The organism is Paenibacillus sp. B-A-8 (genome assembly GCF_048572915.1).
Lineage (GTDB): Bacteria > Bacillota > Bacilli > Paenibacillales > Paenibacillaceae > Paenibacillus_AQ.
On the sequence record NZ_CP183882.1, the window covers coordinates 4,227,975 to 4,243,815 of the forward strand.

Sequence of the window (15,841 nt, forward strand, 5' to 3'; positions counted from 1 at the left end):
TTGTCCCAATCTATGAGACAAGGGAGGAATTTATGTCATGAACAGATACAAGACTAATAGATAGGAATGTTTGCTACAGTTTTCCAGCATCGTTCATATAAAAAAAGAGCCAGAACGTAAATCGCTTCTGTCTCTTTTAATAATGAAATTAGATCCCTTTAGTAAAGGTTATTACTAAGATCAAACTTACGCTTTAGCTCCAGTTTCCGAAGTCAACACTGCTTTACGAGACAGGTTAACCCGGCCTTGTGGATCGATCTCGGTAACTTTAACGGTAATGGTGTCACCAATAGCAACAACATCTTCTACCTTAGCTACACGCTCAGTAGACAATTGGGAAATGTGTACCAATCCGTCTTTGCCCGGAATAAGTTCAACAAATGCACCAAATTTCTCAATACGTCTAACTGTACCCACATAGATTTCTCCGACTTGTACTTCACGCACAAGACCTTCGATAATCGAACGAGCCTTTTGGATCATTTCTTCATCTGAAGAACCGATAAAGACACGGCCATCTTGTTCGATGTCGATTTTCACGCCGGTTTCTTCAATAATTTTATTGATAATCTTACCACCAGCACCGATAACATCACGGATTTTGTCCGGATTGATGTTGATAATAATGATTTTTGGAGCATATTTGGACAGATTAGGTCTTGGCGCAGAGATCGCTTCATTCATTTTGTCCAAGATGAACAGACGGCCTTCTTTAGCCTGCTGAAGTGCATCTTGAAGAATGTTGCGGTCGATACCGGCAATCTTAATGTCCATTTGAATAGCTGTAACACCTTCTGCTGTACCAGCTACCTTGAAGTCCATATCTCCGAGATGATCTTCCATACCTTGAATATCCGTCAGGATGGAGACATGATCTCCGTCTTTGATCAGACCCATTGCTACTCCGGCTACTGGTGCTTTGATTGGCACACCAGCGTCCATCATAGCCAGAATGCTGGCACAGATACTTGCCTGGGAGGTAGAACCGTTAGATTCAATCGCTTCTGATACTAGACGAATCGTGTACGGGAATTCAGTTTCACTAGGAATTACCTTGGATAATGCACGTTCTCCAAGTGCTCCGTGACCGATTTCACGACGTCCTGGTGCTCTAAGCGGACGAGCTTCCCCTACGCTGAACGGCGGGAAGTTGTAATGGTGCATGAAACGTTTCGTTTCAGTAGGATCGATTCCGTCGAGGATTTGTACATCACCTAGAGCTCCAAGGGTACAAACGCTAAGGATTTGTGTTTGTCCACGTGTGAACAGACCGGAACCGTGTGTACGCGGCAACAGGCTTGTATCACATTCAATCGGACGGATTTCATCAAGTTTACGTCCATCTGGACGAACCTTATCATGCGTGATTAGACGTCTTACTTCATCCTTCACGATATCATGTAGGACTTCTTTAACATCTTTCAGAAGCTCCGGTGCTTCTATGTACTTCTCTACGAAATACGCAACCGCTTCATCATTAACGACATCAATCGCTTCCTGACGAGCATGTTTTTCAGCAATTTTAACGGCTTCCACCAGACGAGCCTCAGCAAATGCACGGACCTCAGTATTCACGTCAGCATTCACTGCATGCAGCTTCACAGCCATTTTTTCTTTACCAGCCACTTTGACCAGTTCTTCAATGGTTGCAACGATCTTACGGATTTCATCATGACCGAACATAATCGCTTCGAGCATCACATCTTCCGTCACTTCGTTCGCTTCTGCTTCAACCATCATGATTGCTTCCTTCGTTCCAGCAACCACTACATAAATATCACTGATTGCTTGCTGAGCCATATCCGGATTGATCACAAACTCTCCATTAATCCGACCTACAGCAACGCCGCCAATTGGTCCATCAAAAGGCACATCGGAAATACTAAGTGCAGCTGAAGTACCGATCATAGCAGCAATATCTGGTGCGCAGTCCTGATCCACACTCATTACCATGTTCAATACCTGAACATCGTTACGGAAACCTTCAGGGAACAGTGGTCTGATTGGACGGTCAGTCAAACGGCTGGACAGAATCGCTTTCTCACTCGGTCTGCCTTCCCGTTTAATAAATCCGCCCGGAATTTTACCTACCGCATATAATCTTTCCTCATAGTTAACTGTAAGCGGGAAAAAATCCAGGTCCTTCGGCTCTTTCGAAGCCGTAACGGTACATAATACCGAAGTATCCCCATAACGCACCATAACGGCTGCGTTTGCTTGTTTAGCTAGTCGGCCCGTTTCCAGCACAAGGCGTCTTCCGCCTAGCTGCATTTCTACACGTTTTTCCATAAATACCTCCTTGAATAGTAGTAGACCCGCAGTCAAATATTGCAGGTTCACATATCGATCTAATGAATCGGAAAGGCTTGTCCCCAAGCTAAAAACGCCTTCGGCGTCCTTATAAGGACGGTAGCGTTTATGCGAGAATTATAAGGATAAAGTATAGCATGAAACTTATACTTTCTTATAATTTAAGGTATGTAGCCTGTTCTGTATGCATATAAGAAGAAACGGCTAAGTCTTACAGATGAAGTACAGTCGCCGTTTTTACGAATAATCTCATCAGTCTTGCTATAAAGTTTTCCCTAAATTTTCAAAAAGCAACCCAGCTGTCCCGCTGTCGCTCCGAGAAGGACATACGGTATACAACCAGGCTGCTTTAAGGGTTATCTTATGGAAAATTAACGACGCAATCCCAGTCTTTCGATCAGGGCGCTGTAACGTCTGATGTCTTTGTTTTTCAAATACGCCAGAAGTTTACGACGTTGTCCAACCATTTTCAACAATCCGCGACGGGAGTGATGATCTTTCTTGTGCGTACGCAAGTGGTCAGTCAAATTAACGATGTTCTCCGTTAGGATAGCAACTTGCACCTCAGGGGATCCAGTATCGGATTCGTGAGTTTTGTGCTCGTCGATCAATTGATGTTTACGTTCTTGAGTCAATGCCATCCTGTTCACCTCCTTCAATATAATCGCCACTAGCCTCGTCACCGTCGGTGAGAACGTGCAACCAAGCTAAGGTTATGATGCTGTAAGCCAGCAACGTTTATTAGTATAGCATCTCCATTAACAAAAGTAAACGGCTTGTCCGGGATGACTATAGATTATACCCCAAAATCTTCTTTGCGGTTTCTGCATCCTCACCAATTTGAGTGATCAACGCATCTATAGATTCGAATTTCCGTTCAGGACGAATGTAAGATACTAATTCTACCTTGAGCTCTTGATCATACAAGTCTCCTTCGAAGTCAAACAGATGAACCTCAAAGCTTGGAGTCAAAACACCGTCATGAAAAGTAGGTTTAACGCCCACATTCATAACCCCGTAAAGAACTTTATCCTTATAAAAGACTCGGACGGCATAAACACCTTTAGTTGGTATTACAAAATGAGCACTGAGCTTCAAATTCGCCGTTGGAAAACCAATTGTGCGACCTCTCTTCTCACCATGACCCACTTCACCACGAAGATAATAACAACGTCCGAACCAGGAGTTTGCCAGCTCTAAATCCCCGTTTTGGAGACTTTTGCGAATGCCTGAGCTGCTGACCTTTTCTCCTTCAAGCAGAAAAGGGGGAGCAACCTCTACATTCATAACACCTTCACCCAGCTTGCGAAGCATCTCAACATCGCCTTCACCTTGATAACCAAAACGAAAGTCAAAGCCGACAACTGCAGTTACAATATGTAGCGGCAAAAGCATAACAGAGACAAAATTTTGTGGACTTACACGGGAAAGCTGCTCATTAAATTCAATAACATATAAGATATCGACACCCATACTAGCTAGAATCTCCTGCTTTTCTACGGGTGGCGTCAAATACCCTTCATAATCACCCTTACCCATAACATCTTTAGGATGGGGATGAAATGTAAGGACTGCGGCCGGTACACCTTGTTTACGGGCTAAGGCCACAGCGGATGTAATGACGCTAGCATGTCCACGATGCAATCCGTCAAACTGCCCTAGAGCAGCCACTTGAGGCTGAGCCCACTCTGCAGCAGTCTCCGGAGACATCGGATAGGTTAACGTTACGGTTCTCACGCTGTTTCTCACCTACAATTCACTTGGTAAAATTGATTTAAGCTTGTGCAAACACCTTCACTGGAGCAATTGCACCTGTATCTTCCAATTCATAAATGCCAAGAAATCCACCTTGAAGATCGTATAGCCGAAATTGACTGTTCGTCTTCACCTCTGGAGCGATAAATCGCGAGGACAAACGCTGCCCCTGCAAGGCTGCCTTCTTTTTCTCATCCATTACAGTGTGCTTTGGCATATGAGAAATGGCTTCGTCTGCAGCGATTAAATGATCTTCCAATGTTCCGGCTTCCTTGTGAGTCGCAATATCCTCTAGCGTAAGACAATGACTAGCAGAAATCCCTGCCGACATCGTTCTCTCAAGCTTTACCATCACACCCGGCAGTCCAAGTGCTCGTCCGATATCGACGCAGAGAGTACGAATGTACGTGCCCTTTGAGCACAGCACCCGGAAGGTGATATCTGGATGATTGCCTTCCCAAGTCATATCCGTCATTTCAATTTCATAAATCTCTACTTCACGGCTTTTACGTTCAACGGTTTTGCCTTCTCTTGCCAGCTCATAAAGACGTTTTCCGTCAACTTTAACCGCAGAATACATCGGAGGAACCTGAGAAATAACACCTTTAAATGAAGCAAGCACTGATAGAATTTCTTCTTCAGTTACATGCACCTCATCAACAGTTTCTGTAATAGTCCCTGTTAAGTCCTCGGTATCACTGGACATCCCCAGTCTCAGTGTAGCCACATATTCTTTAGGCAACTCCTGAATATACTCCACAACACGAGTAGCACGACCCAGACAAAGCGGCAGTACGCCTGTCACCTGAGGATCAAGCGTTCCCGTATGTCCGATCCGTTTCATACCGAGAATACGACGCGCCTTGGCTACAACATCATGTGAAGTGAAGCCTGCCGGCTTGTAAACCGCCAGTACACCTTCTAATTCACTCATAAATGACGTCTAACCTCCTCAAGCACCTGAGCTATTGCCTCTTCAAGTGTAGCTTCTATACGCGCACCTGCAGCACGGGTATGACCGCCACCTCCAAACGTTTGCGCTAGATCAGCCACGTCCACCTTACCAGCAGAACGCAAACTAACCTTAACTGCATGTTCATGAATGACCTTGAACAGAATTCCTACTTCCACACCTCGAATATTACGAGGGTAGTTCACGATTCCTTCTAAATCTTCATTCGCAGCAGCACATTCGATCATATCCTCAGGTGTAACATACAGCCAGGCAATATTCCCTTCGGGTGATAATTGAAGAGTATTTAACGCTTTATTTAGAATTTTAATCTGTGGCAATGTCATTTCTTCAAGTAAGGTCTCAGCCAGTTCAGGACCGTTAACACCATATGAAAGCAGTTCGGATACGGCCGCCATTACTTTAGGTGATGTGTTGGTATATCGAAATCCACCAGTATCTGTCAAGAGACCTGTGTATATTGCTGTAGCAATATCGATGTCCCATGTAATCTCGAACGTCTTTAGCAGATCGAACAAAATTTCCGCAGTCGCAGCAGCATCCGGTTTGATTAAATTCACAAGTCCATAACCGTTATTAGTTGGGTGATGGTCAATATTCAGGATTAGAGCATCATTCGCAAAATAGCGATGGGTCAGCCCTACTCGCTGAAAATCAGCACAATCCACACAGATCACATTGCTGTATTGACGGGGCGGTTCACTAGAGGCCATATTGATGATTTCATCCGAATGCCATAAGTATTCCATCCGCTTCGGTATCGGTCCTTCATTCAGCATAGTGTATTTTTTGCCCAGACATGAGAGAAGCCAGCCCACCGCTAGGGTGGAGCTGACTGCATCTCCGTCCGGCTGAACATGCGACACTACAAGGTAATCGTCGTGTTCCAGCAGAAACTCACGGGTCTGCTGGAGACTTTGTTCATAGCTCTGCATTCGCCGTCTCCTTTATAAAGGTTGTTCAAAATAGCCTTAAGCTATTTTGAACTCCTTTTAGTACCGATTTCTAATCGTTCTTGTGAAGCTCTCCGAGAAGTTTCTCAATGTGACTGCCGTAAGCGACAGATTCATCGATCTTGAAGATCAGTTCCGGTGTGTGCCGAAGGCGAATCGCCTTGCCAAGCTCAGAGCGAAGAAAACCATTTGCTTTTTCAATCGCTTTTAGTGAGCCTGACTTCTGTTCTTCATCCCCGAACACGCTTAGGTATACTTTCGCTTGCGACAGATCGTTAGTCACGTCTACGCCAGTTACAGTTACAAAACCGATTCGAGGGTCTTTCAGTCCGCTTTGGATAAGTTGACTAAGCTCTTTCTTGATCTGCTCGCCCACTCGTCCTGCTCTAATTTTAGACATCTATATTCACCTCTTCGCTTAGCGCTCTACAGTTTCCATAAGAAACGCTTCGATAATGTCGCCCTCTTGGACGTCATTATAGCGTTCCAAAGTTATGCCGCATTCATAACCTTGCGCCACTTCTTTGGCATCATCTTTAAAGCGTTTCAAGGTATCAACTTTACCTGTAAATACAACGATTCCGCTACGGATCAAGCGCATTTCAGCATTACGGGTAATTTTACCATCAATAACCATACAACCTGCAATGGTACCCACTTTACTGATTTTGAAGACACTACGTACTTCAGCGTGTCCGATAACGTTCTCTTTATAGATAGGATCAAGCATACCCTTCATTGCACTTTCGATTTCCTCGATTACATTGTAGATGATGTTATGGAGACGAACATCTACTTTTTCTTGTTCAGCAGCTGCCTTGGTTTGAGCGTCCGGACGAACGTTAAAGCCAATAACAATAGCATTAGATGCTGCTGCAAGTGTAATATCGGATTCCGTAATGGCACCAGCACCACTGTGAATGATCTTCACGCGGACGCCTTCCACTTCGATCTTAGCCAGGGAACCTTTAAGTGCCTCGACTGAACCTTGTACATCAGCTTTAATGATAACGTTAAGGTCTTTGATCTCGCCGTCTTTAATGTGCTGGAACAAATCATCCAATGTTACACGGGTGTTCGTATTCAGCTCAGATTGACGTTGGGATGTGGAACGTCTATCAGCAATCGCACGGGCTTTACGCTCGTCTTCGAAAGCCATAAACGGATCGCCAGCTTGTGGCACCTCAGTCAAACCAGTAATTTCTACTGGAGTGGAAGGTCCAGCTTCCTTGATCTTACGTCCTTTATCATTAACCATCGCACGTACACGTCCGAAGCAGTTACCCGCTACAAAAGCATCGCCGACTTTCAATGTACCGTTCTGTACCAGAACACGTGCAACTGGACCACGGTTTTTATCAAGCTCAGCTTCTATAACTGTACCGCGTGCCCGTTTGTCAGGGTTAGCTTTGTACTCATTAACTTCAGCAACGAGCAAGATCATTTCCAGCAGTTCTTCCAAGTTAATACGTTGTTTTGCAGAAAGGTTAACGAAGATGGTATCTCCGCCCCACTCTTCAGGAACGAGTTCATAGCTTGTAAGCTCTTGCTTCACCTTATCAGGATCTGCACCCGGCTTATCGATTTTGTTGACAGCAACAATGATCGGAAGTCCAGCAGCTTTAGCATGTGCAATAGCTTCAACAGTCTGAGGCATAACACCGTCATCCGCAGCAACTACGATAATTGTCATATCCGTAACCTGTGCACCACGAGCACGCATAGCAGTAAATGCTTCGTGACCTGGTGTATCAAGGAACGTGATTTTCTTCTGATTAATTTCAACTTGATAAGCACCGATATGCTGTGTGATTCCGCCAGCTTCGCCTAGCGACACACTTGTCGAACGAATGGCATCCAGCAAAGTAGTTTTACCGTGGTCAACGTGACCCATGATCGTAACTACTGGAGGACGGGACTGAAGTTCATCTTCAGTATCATTCTCTTCCACAGTTTCGAAGCTATCCTCATCAACAGGAATCTTCACTTCTACTTCTACGCCGAATTCAGCAGCGAGCAGCAGGATGGTGTCGATATCCAGCTCTTGGTTGATGGTTGCCATAACACCCATAGAGATCAGCTTCTTGATTACTTCAGAAGCGTCTTTGTGAAGCAATTTCGCTGTTTCACCAACGGTCATGCTGCCACGAACGATAATCTTCTTAGGTGTGTTATCAATCTTCTCACGGTGAACCATTGGCTGATTCTTACCACGGCCATTCTTACCACCACGACCACGGTAGTTACCGCCCTTACCATCATCAAAACGTCTATTGTTCGTATTTGGTCGACCACCCGTTGTGTTCTTCTTAGGGCCTCTGTCGTCACCGCGTGTGAAACCTCCGCCGGTGTTAGATTGACCTTGTGGGCGGCTGTCAGTGCGAGGCGCACTGCTTTGTCCTTGCGGACGGCTGCCAGTATTACTTCCTTGTGGACGGCTGCCTCCGGTATTGCTACCTTGCGGACGGCTGCCACCAGTATTACTTCCTTGCGGACGGCTACCACCGGTACTGCTACCTTGTGGACGGCTTCCAGTATTACTTCCTTGCGGGCGACTGCCACCGGTATTGCTACCTTGTGGACGATTACCGCCTGTGCTGCTTCCTTGCGGACGGCTTCCGCTTGTACTGTTAGTACGTGGAGCTCCGCTTTGTTGCGGACGTGCATTCTGCGTTGAACCTGTTTGTGTTCTGCGGGAATCTTGTCCGCTTTGGGGCCTTGGGGACGTCGTCGATTGGTTGTTGTTTTGGTTACTGTTCATACCTACCTGCTTTTCCTGTTGATTTTTGTTGGCATTCTGAGCACTTTGGGGTTCGGCAGTTACCGCACCGGTTGTCACCGGACGGCTGCTGGAGCTGGTATCCCGCTTGGCTGCAGCGTTCGACTTGATATCCTTGAAGAATTGTTCTACTTTGTTCACGGAACCGTTCTCCATGACACTCATATGATTATTCACAGGGACATTCAAACGCTTCAGAATTGTAATAATTTCTTTACTGCTCATGTTTAGTGACTTGGCGTATTCGTACACGCGCAATTTATCTTTGTTCTCTTCTTTAGTCAATAAATCCACCTCCGACAGTATCTCCGAGTTGCTTGGAGATCATTTCCGCGAATCCTTTATCCGTAATGGCCAGTACTACACGCTGGTCTTTACCAATACTTGCACCGAGGCTGTCTCGGTGAAATGCGATTACTAGTGGAATATCGTAGGTTCCGCATTTATCACGGAACTTTTTTTGGGTATTATCTGAAGCGTCACCTGCCAGAACGACCAGCTTCGCCTCTGAAGACCGTACAGCTTTGAGTACAGCCTCATCGCCGGTGACTATCTTGCCTGCTCTCATGGCAAGCCCTAAATAAGAAAGCGCCTTACTCATTATCCTCACTATCCTTTGCTGCTAGAAACTGCTCTTCCACGGAAGTAAACTGCCGGGCAAGCTGGTCATAGATTTCAGGACTCACTTGACATTTCAAAGCGCGATCAAGTGCTTTATTCTTCTGTGCCAGCTTAAAGCATTCAAGCTTGCCGCATATGTAAGCACCACGGCCTGACTTCTTACCTGTCAGATCAATCAGCACTTCGCCCTCGGGCGTCCTAACCACTCGAATCAGCTCTTTCTTCGGCATCATCTCTTGGGTAGCAACGCATTTGCGCAGCGGCACCTTTTTTTGTTTCATAACATACGCCTCCCGTCAAGCAGGTTAATTAATCAATGGAGACGGAATCCTGATGCATTTCATCAATAGAAGATCTCGGTCTACCGTATTCCTGCTCCGCTTGACTTTCACTCTTGATATCAATTTTCCAGCCGGTAAGTTTAGCGGCAAGACGTGCATTTTGCCCTTTAATACCGATAGCCAGTGATAATTGATAATCAGGAACGATCACCCGTGCCATTTTCTCTGCTTCAAAGACTTGAACTTCAAGGACCTTAGAAGGACTGAGTGCATTAGCTACATATTCCTGCACCAGATCAGAGTAACGTACGATGTCGATCTTCTCGCCACGAAGCTCAGTAACGATGGTCTGAACGCGTGTTCCTCTTGGGCCCACGCAAGAGCCAACTGGATCTACTTCTGGATTGCGGGAATACACAGCAATCTTCGAACGGAAGCCAGCTTCACGAGCTACGGAACGAATTTCAACTACACCATCAAAAATTTCCGGAACTTCGAGTTCGAACAGACGCTTCAGCAATCCGGGATGACTGCGGGACAACATAATTTGCGGTCCTTTAGTGGTGTTCTCAACTTTAGTGATATAAGCCTTGATACGCTCGCTTTGCTTAAACTTCTCACCTGGCATCAATTCACTAAGCGGCAAGACCGCTTCGATTTTACCAAGATCAATGTAGATGTTCCGCATATCTTGACGTTGTACAAGTCCTGTTACGATATCATCTTCTTTGTCAATAAAGGCATTATAGATGAGTCCACGCTCTGCTTCGCGAATCCGTTGTGTTACAACCTGCTTTGCAGTCTGTGCAGCAATGCGCCCGAAATCACGTGGTGTCACTTCAAGCTCAGCAATATCTTCAAGCTGGAAATGCGGGTTAATTTCTCTGGCTGCCGGCAATGAGATTTCAGTCCTTGTATCCAGGACCTCCTCAACAATTAGCTTGCGGGCAAACACTTTGATTACGCCTGTGTTGCGGTTCATGTCAACACGTACGTTCTGTGCTGCATTGAAATTACGTTTATAACTAGAGATCAGCGCCGCTTCGATGGCTTCAAACAGCACATCTTTACTGATGCCTCTCTCCCTTTCCAGCTCATTCATTGCTTCAATAAACTCCATACTCATGAATTTCCGGCCCCCCTTTCAAGACGTTAAAAAATAATGGCCAATCTCGCGCTTGCGACTTTGGCGTACGGTACTACATGTTCTTTTTTGCCCGCGGAGATGAGCAGTTCCTCGTTCTCGAACGAGAGCAAACGACCTTCAAATTCTTTGAGTCCTTGAATCGGCTCATAAACAGTCACATACACGTCCTTGCCTACCGCTTTAGCTACATCTGCAGCTTTTTTGAGAGGACGCTCTGCTCCCGGTGAGGAAACCTCAAGGAAATATGCCTCAGGGATAGGATCATTCTCATCCAACTGCTGACTGAAATATTCGCTAATGCTGCCGCAGTCATCAATATCAATGCCGCCTTCTTTATCTACGAATATACGCAGAAACCAATTGGAGCCTTCCTTCACGTATTCAACGTCCACCAGTTCGAAACCATTGTCGTCGAGATAGGGCCCGAGCATCTGCTCTACCGTTTGTTTAATTTTAGATTTGGGTGTGCTCAAAAGAAAATTACCTCCACGAACTTGTCTTTTGCTATATACCAAAGATAAAGAGTGGGTTTCCCCACTCTTTACACAACGGACTTATCTCATTATTACCAAAGAAATTATACCATAGTGAGTCTGGACTGACAAGTGCTAGCCCTTGACTCCCCCTTTGGAGCTCTCTTCTCTAGCCATGAAATAAGTGTTGTTAAAGCCTTTAAAATAGGGAAAGTTGATTGCTTTCCGGTAAGCCGCGGAAGCAGCCCATATTGGTTAGCAACTCAATAACTGTCTTACTCGCCTTGGATTTCTGCTGGAAATCCTCAATAGAAAGGAACTCCCCAGCATCTTTCGCAGCGGCAATATTGATAGCGGCATTCTCACCAATTCCCGCTAATGCGGAAAACGGAGGAATCAAACTGGTTCCATCCACAATAAACTTATTCGCTTCCGAACGGTAAAGATCAATATTTTTGAATGTAAATCCACGTGCCGTCATCTCCAAAGCCATCTCAAGGACAGGCAACATAGCCTTTTCCTTAGGCAAAGCTTGAAATCCTTTTTGCTCAATTTCTACGATCTGACGGTTGATAGCTTCATATCCCTTACAGCACAGTTCAATATCAAAATCCGCTGCGCGTACAGAGAAATAGGTCGCATAATACTCAATAGGATGATACAGCTTGAAGTAGGCGGTACGTACTGCAGAAATAACGTATGCAGCCGCATGCGCCTTCGGGAACATGTATTGAATCTTCAGACAAGAATCAATATACCATTGCGGAACCTTGCACTTTTTCATTTCCTCGATCCATTCGTCAGACAATCCTTTACCTTTACGAACACTCTCGGTAATTTTAAAGGCCAAGCTCGCATCCATTCCCGCTTTATAAATTAAGAAGAGCATGATGTCATCACGACAACCGATAACTGTCTTAATGTTACAAGTGTTATTCTTTATAAGCTCTTGCGCATTCCCAAGCCAAACCCCAGTACCATGTGACAAACCAGATATTTGCAGTAAGTCAGCAAAGCTGGACGGTTTTGACTCAATAAGCATTTGTCGTACAAACTTGGTACCCATTTCGGGCACTCCGTATGTCGCAACCGGCGATCTAATTTCGTCAGGTCTTACGCCAAGTGCATCTGTAGAGTTAAACATGCTCATTACCTTCGGATCATTCATCGGAATTGAGGTTGGATCTACACCTGTCAAATCCTGCAGCATCCGCATCATCGTCGGATCATCATGACCCAGAATATCAAGCTTCAGCAAATTGGCATCAAAAGCGTGATAGTCAAAGTGTGTGGTCTTCCATTCGGCATTGACATCATCCGCCGGGAATTGCACTGGTGTAATATCTTCTACCTCCATATAGTCTGGAACAACGACTATACCGCCGGGATGCTGTCCCGTACTGCGTTTAACACCTGTACAGCCAGCCGCTAGACGTCCAACTTCAGCTCCGCGCCAACGTTTCTGGTGCAATTCTTCGTATTTTTTTGCAAAACCGAAGGCAGTCTTCTCAGCTACCGTACCAATCGTGCCGGCACGGAATACATTTTTCTCACCAAACATTTCTTTGGTAAAGTTATGTGCATTCGGCTGATATTCCCCTGAGAAGTTCAAGTCGATATCGGGAACCTTATCCCCTTTAAATCCAAGGAAGGTCTCAAACGGAATATCCTGGCCTTCACCTTTGAGCTTCTCGCCGCAATCCGGACAGACTTTGTCTGGTAAATCGAACCCGCTTCGCACACTACCGTCCAGGAACCATTCACTATGGCGACACTCAGGGTTTAGGCAAATATAATGCGCAGGCAAAGGATTAACCTCTGAAATCCCAAGAAATGTGGCTACTACAGAAGAGCCTACAGAACCCCGCGAGCCTACGAGATATCCATCTCGATTTGATTTTTTAACGAGACGTTCAGAAATCAAATAGTTGGCAGAGAACCCGAATTTAATAATCGGAGCAAGCTCTTTCTCCAAACGGGCAATAACTACCTCAGGCAGTTCTTCACCGTAAATGGATTTGGCAGTGTTATAACAGGTCTCGCGAATTTCTTCGTCCGCCCCTTCAAGAATTGGTGTAAATAGCTTATCTGGAAATAGCTCCAGCTCTTCAAAACGTTCTGCCAGCTCAACTGTATTTGTAACCACGACTTCCATCGCTTTTTCAGCACCGAGAAATTCGAATTCAGATAGCATTTCATCCGTTGTGCGGAAGTGTGCATCCGGTTTACGTTGGTCTTTAAGCGGACTAAAGCCTGTGATCCCATTAATCGTAATATCACGATACAGCTTGTCCCGGGGTTCAAGATAATGCACATTCCCCGTCGCTATAACAGGTTTATTTAGCTGTTCACCTATTTCGCAAACCTTGCGGACTACATCGCGAAGCTCATCAGGACCTGCTACAAAGCCCTTGTCCACCAAATGCATGTACATGGTCAATGGCTGAATCTCCAGCACATCATAAAAATGAGCAACCTCCATGGCTTCCTCAGTCGTTTTGTTGAGTACTGCTTCAAAAAACTCACCACGTTCACAACCGGAAATTACGAGTAGTCCATCTCTATGCTCTTCCAGCTTGGATTTAGGAATACAAGGTACACGTTTGAAATATTCCGTATGAGACATGGAAATGAGCTTATAAAGATTTTTTTTGCCCACCTGATTAAGTGCATAGATATTACAGTGAAACGGTCTTGTATTCGAAAGATCATTACCCACATAATCGTTCAGTCTATCAAGGCGAGTCATGCCCTTCATCTTTTCAGCATCCGCAAGCAATCCTGTTAAAATACCACCGAGTGCTATGGTATCGTCTATCGCGCGGTGATGGCTTTCCAGAAGAACTTTATATTTATCGGCTAATGTGTTCAGCCTGTGATTCTTCATAGTTGGAAATAGTAACCGTGCGAGCTCAAGTGTATCAAGAGACGGATTCGGAAGCACAGGTTCACCTATTTTACGTAATGAGGCCTGAATAAAGCCCATATCAAATCTGGCGTTATGAGCGACTAGGATACTGTCACCCACAAACTCAACAAACTTACGCAGCACTGGCTCCAGATCAGGAGCATCCTTAACCATTTCATCCGTAATATTGGTCAATTGCTGAATATGATAAGGGATCTTCTCATGCGGGTTAACAAAAGTAGAATAACGATCTACTTCTTTGCCTTCGCACATTTTAATGGCCGCGAGCTCCGTAATATTATTGCGGGTAATCGATAACCCCGTGGTCTCTATATCAAACACTACATAAGTAGCTGTCTTCAAGTCCAAAGGCTGAGCATTCTCAACAATATTCACAGAGTCATTCACAACATTGGCTTCCACACCATAAATCATTTTTATCTTATGCTTATGAGCTGCATGGTTCGCATCTGGAAAAGCCTGAACCCCGCCATGATCAGAAATAGCAATTGCTGGATGACCCCACTGGGCAGCTGTTTTGACATAGCTGGTAATCGGAGTGACCGCATCCATCGTACTCATAGTAGTGTGAAGGTGGAACTCCACCCGTTTCTTAGGCGCCGTATCTTTCCTTGCAGGTGGTGCCTTAACTTCTGTTAAGTCCGAAGGGATCATCACTAGCTCAGGAACTTGCATGAACCGGTCATATTCTACCTTCCCGCGTGCTCTTACCCATTTGCCATTAGCAAGCTGACTCATCACCTTAAGATCTTCCTTGGTCTTAGCAAACATCTTCATTTGCAAAGAATCGGTGAAATCTGTCAAGCTGAAGGTGAACAAGGTACTGCCATTGCGAAGCTCCTTACGATCCAGACCAAAAATGGTGCCTTGAATTGTAATTTTCTTCTCTTCATCTTGAATTTCAAGAATCGGTACAGCCTGTTCCTTAATTTCATACCCCACCTGAAGCTTAATCACTTCATTAGGATCACTATCATCAGGAGGTGCTTCTGTTTCTACTGCAGTCATCATTTGCTCAACGATCTCTCGTTGTTCCTGCTGCAGCTTTTGCTGAAATTCTTCGTATGCTTCAATATTGTTATTTTCATTCTCCGCCATTAGCACTTTAACTTTTAGGGAGAGTCCGAAATACTTATCATAAAATTTAATAATTGCCCCATCGATGCCCTTTTTACGAGCAAGCTCCATGGAAGTGGAGTCACTCATTGTCAACATTAAAGTGTCATCTTTAAGCTCTTGGGTAGAGCGTGTCAGCCAACCGTTAACCGAAGGGATCTCGCGGGTCACCCACTCCAGAAACAATCCCCAATATTCTTGGATTAGCTCTGCCCGACTGACTTTTTCATCATATACAAATAAAAAGCTAACTTTGGCAATATGCTGCAGCTTTTCGCGCATTCTGAGGCAAAATGTCCGGTATACCTGCGCTGGAACCAGACTTTCTTTCGAAATCACAATTTGCCAGTCTCGGTTACCGCGGCTGATCTCTACACGTTCTATATATCCATCTAAAAAGTAGGGATCCATGATTGCAGGTGGAATTTCACCTTGCTTCATCAAGAGCTCGAATCTTTTTCTTCTCTCCTGGTTTTGTTCCATGCTTTCCTCCCACCTTTGATA

The 15,841-nt window shown here is 45.1% G+C and carries 11 protein-coding genes and 1 pseudogene; all 12 read right to left on the bottom strand.

All coding sequences use genetic code 11. The features are described from left to right. Positions 1 to 186: 186 nt before the first annotated feature. Entirely contained in the window at positions 187 to 2,289 is a 2,103-nt protein-coding gene (pnp, locus tag ACN6MV_RS18885; protein WP_042189411.1) for a polyribonucleotide nucleotidyltransferase, read from the bottom strand. Between the two features lie 392 nt (positions 2,290 to 2,681). Continuing rightward, on the bottom strand, positions 2,682 to 2,951 hold the full coding sequence (gene rpsO, locus ACN6MV_RS18890; protein ID WP_036656390.1) for a 30S ribosomal protein S15: 270 nt from the start codon (positions 2,949 to 2,951) through the stop codon (positions 2,682 to 2,684). Between the two features lie 148 nt (positions 2,952 to 3,099). Further along, entirely contained in the window at positions 3,100 to 4,047 is a 948-nt protein-coding gene (locus tag ACN6MV_RS18895) for a bifunctional riboflavin kinase/FAD synthetase (protein ID WP_042128851.1), read from the bottom strand. 37 nt (positions 4,048 to 4,084) lie between these two features. After that, the gene (gene truB, locus ACN6MV_RS18900; protein WP_042128852.1) at positions 4,085 to 4,999 is read right to left on the bottom strand and encodes a tRNA pseudouridine(55) synthase TruB; all 915 of its coding nucleotides are present in this window, start codon (positions 4,997 to 4,999) and stop codon (positions 4,085 to 4,087) included. Continuing rightward, positions 4,996 to 5,973, bottom strand: a complete 978-nt coding sequence (locus ACN6MV_RS18905) for a DHH family phosphoesterase (RefSeq protein ID WP_042128854.1) — start codon at positions 5,971 to 5,973, stop codon at positions 4,996 to 4,998. The genes truB and ACN6MV_RS18905 overlap by 4 nt, the downstream gene beginning before the upstream one ends. A 70-nt stretch (positions 5,974 to 6,043) precedes the next feature. Next, positions 6,044 to 6,391 (bottom strand): 30S ribosome-binding factor RbfA, encoded by a 348-nt coding sequence (rbfA, locus tag ACN6MV_RS18910; RefSeq protein WP_042128856.1) that lies wholly within the window; start codon positions 6,389 to 6,391, stop codon positions 6,044 to 6,046. Positions 6,392 to 6,409: 18 nt separating this feature from the next. After that, positions 6,410 to 9,055: a translation initiation factor IF-2 gene (gene infB, locus ACN6MV_RS18915; RefSeq protein ID WP_042128858.1), complete on the bottom strand. Its 2,646-nt coding sequence runs from the start codon at positions 9,053 to 9,055 to the stop codon at positions 6,410 to 6,412. Then, positions 9,050 to 9,371, bottom strand: a pseudogene (locus ACN6MV_RS18920) (YlxQ family RNA-binding protein); the annotation flags it as partial. The pseudogene ACN6MV_RS18920 and the gene infB, both read right to left, overlap by 6 nt. Next, on the bottom strand, positions 9,364 to 9,672 hold the full coding sequence (gene rnpM, locus ACN6MV_RS18925) for an RNase P modulator RnpM (RefSeq protein WP_042128861.1): 309 nt from the start codon (positions 9,670 to 9,672) through the stop codon (positions 9,364 to 9,366). The pseudogene ACN6MV_RS18920 and the gene rnpM, both read right to left, overlap by 8 nt. Positions 9,673 to 9,700: 28 nt before the next feature. Next, positions 9,701 to 10,798 (bottom strand): transcription termination factor NusA, encoded by a 1,098-nt coding sequence (gene nusA, locus ACN6MV_RS18930; RefSeq protein ID WP_042128862.1) that lies wholly within the window; start codon positions 10,796 to 10,798, stop codon positions 9,701 to 9,703. A gap of 26 nt (positions 10,799 to 10,824) precedes the next feature. After that, complete coding sequence (gene rimP / locus ACN6MV_RS18935) at positions 10,825 to 11,292, bottom strand: ribosome maturation factor RimP (protein WP_042128863.1); 468 nt, start codon at positions 11,290 to 11,292, stop codon at positions 10,825 to 10,827. A gap of 199 nt (positions 11,293 to 11,491) precedes the next feature. Further along, positions 11,492 to 15,820, bottom strand: a complete 4,329-nt coding sequence (locus ACN6MV_RS18940) for a PolC-type DNA polymerase III (RefSeq protein WP_419884626.1) — start codon at positions 15,818 to 15,820, stop codon at positions 11,492 to 11,494. Positions 15,821 to 15,841: the final 21 nt, after the last annotated feature.

Excerpts from the sequence above, each read along its gene's own strand:
- rnpM (WP_042128861.1), bottom strand. The coding sequence starts at position 9,672 with ATGAAACAAAAAAAGGTGCCGCTGCGCAAATGCGTTGCTACCCAAGAG.
- pnp (WP_042189411.1), bottom strand. The coding sequence starts at position 2,289 with ATGGAAAAACGTGTAGAAATGCAGCTAGGCGGAAGACGCCTTGTGCTG.
- truB (WP_042128852.1), bottom strand. The coding sequence starts at position 4,999 with ATGAGTGAATTAGAAGGTGTACTGGCGGTTTACAAGCCGGCAGGCTTC.
- nusA (WP_042128862.1), bottom strand. The coding sequence starts at position 10,798 with ATGAGTATGGAGTTTATTGAAGCAATGAATGAGCTGGAAAGGGAGAGA.
- ACN6MV_RS18940 (WP_419884626.1), bottom strand. The coding sequence starts at position 15,820 with ATGGAACAAAACCAGGAGAGAAGAAAAAGATTCGAGCTCTTGATGAAG.
- rpsO (WP_036656390.1), bottom strand. The coding sequence starts at position 2,951 with ATGGCATTGACTCAAGAACGTAAACATCAATTGATCGACGAGCACAAA.
- rbfA (WP_042128856.1), bottom strand. The coding sequence starts at position 6,391 with ATGTCTAAAATTAGAGCAGGACGAGTGGGCGAGCAGATCAAGAAAGAG.
- ACN6MV_RS18905 (WP_042128854.1), bottom strand. The coding sequence starts at position 5,973 with ATGCAGAGCTATGAACAAAGTCTCCAGCAGACCCGTGAGTTTCTGCTG.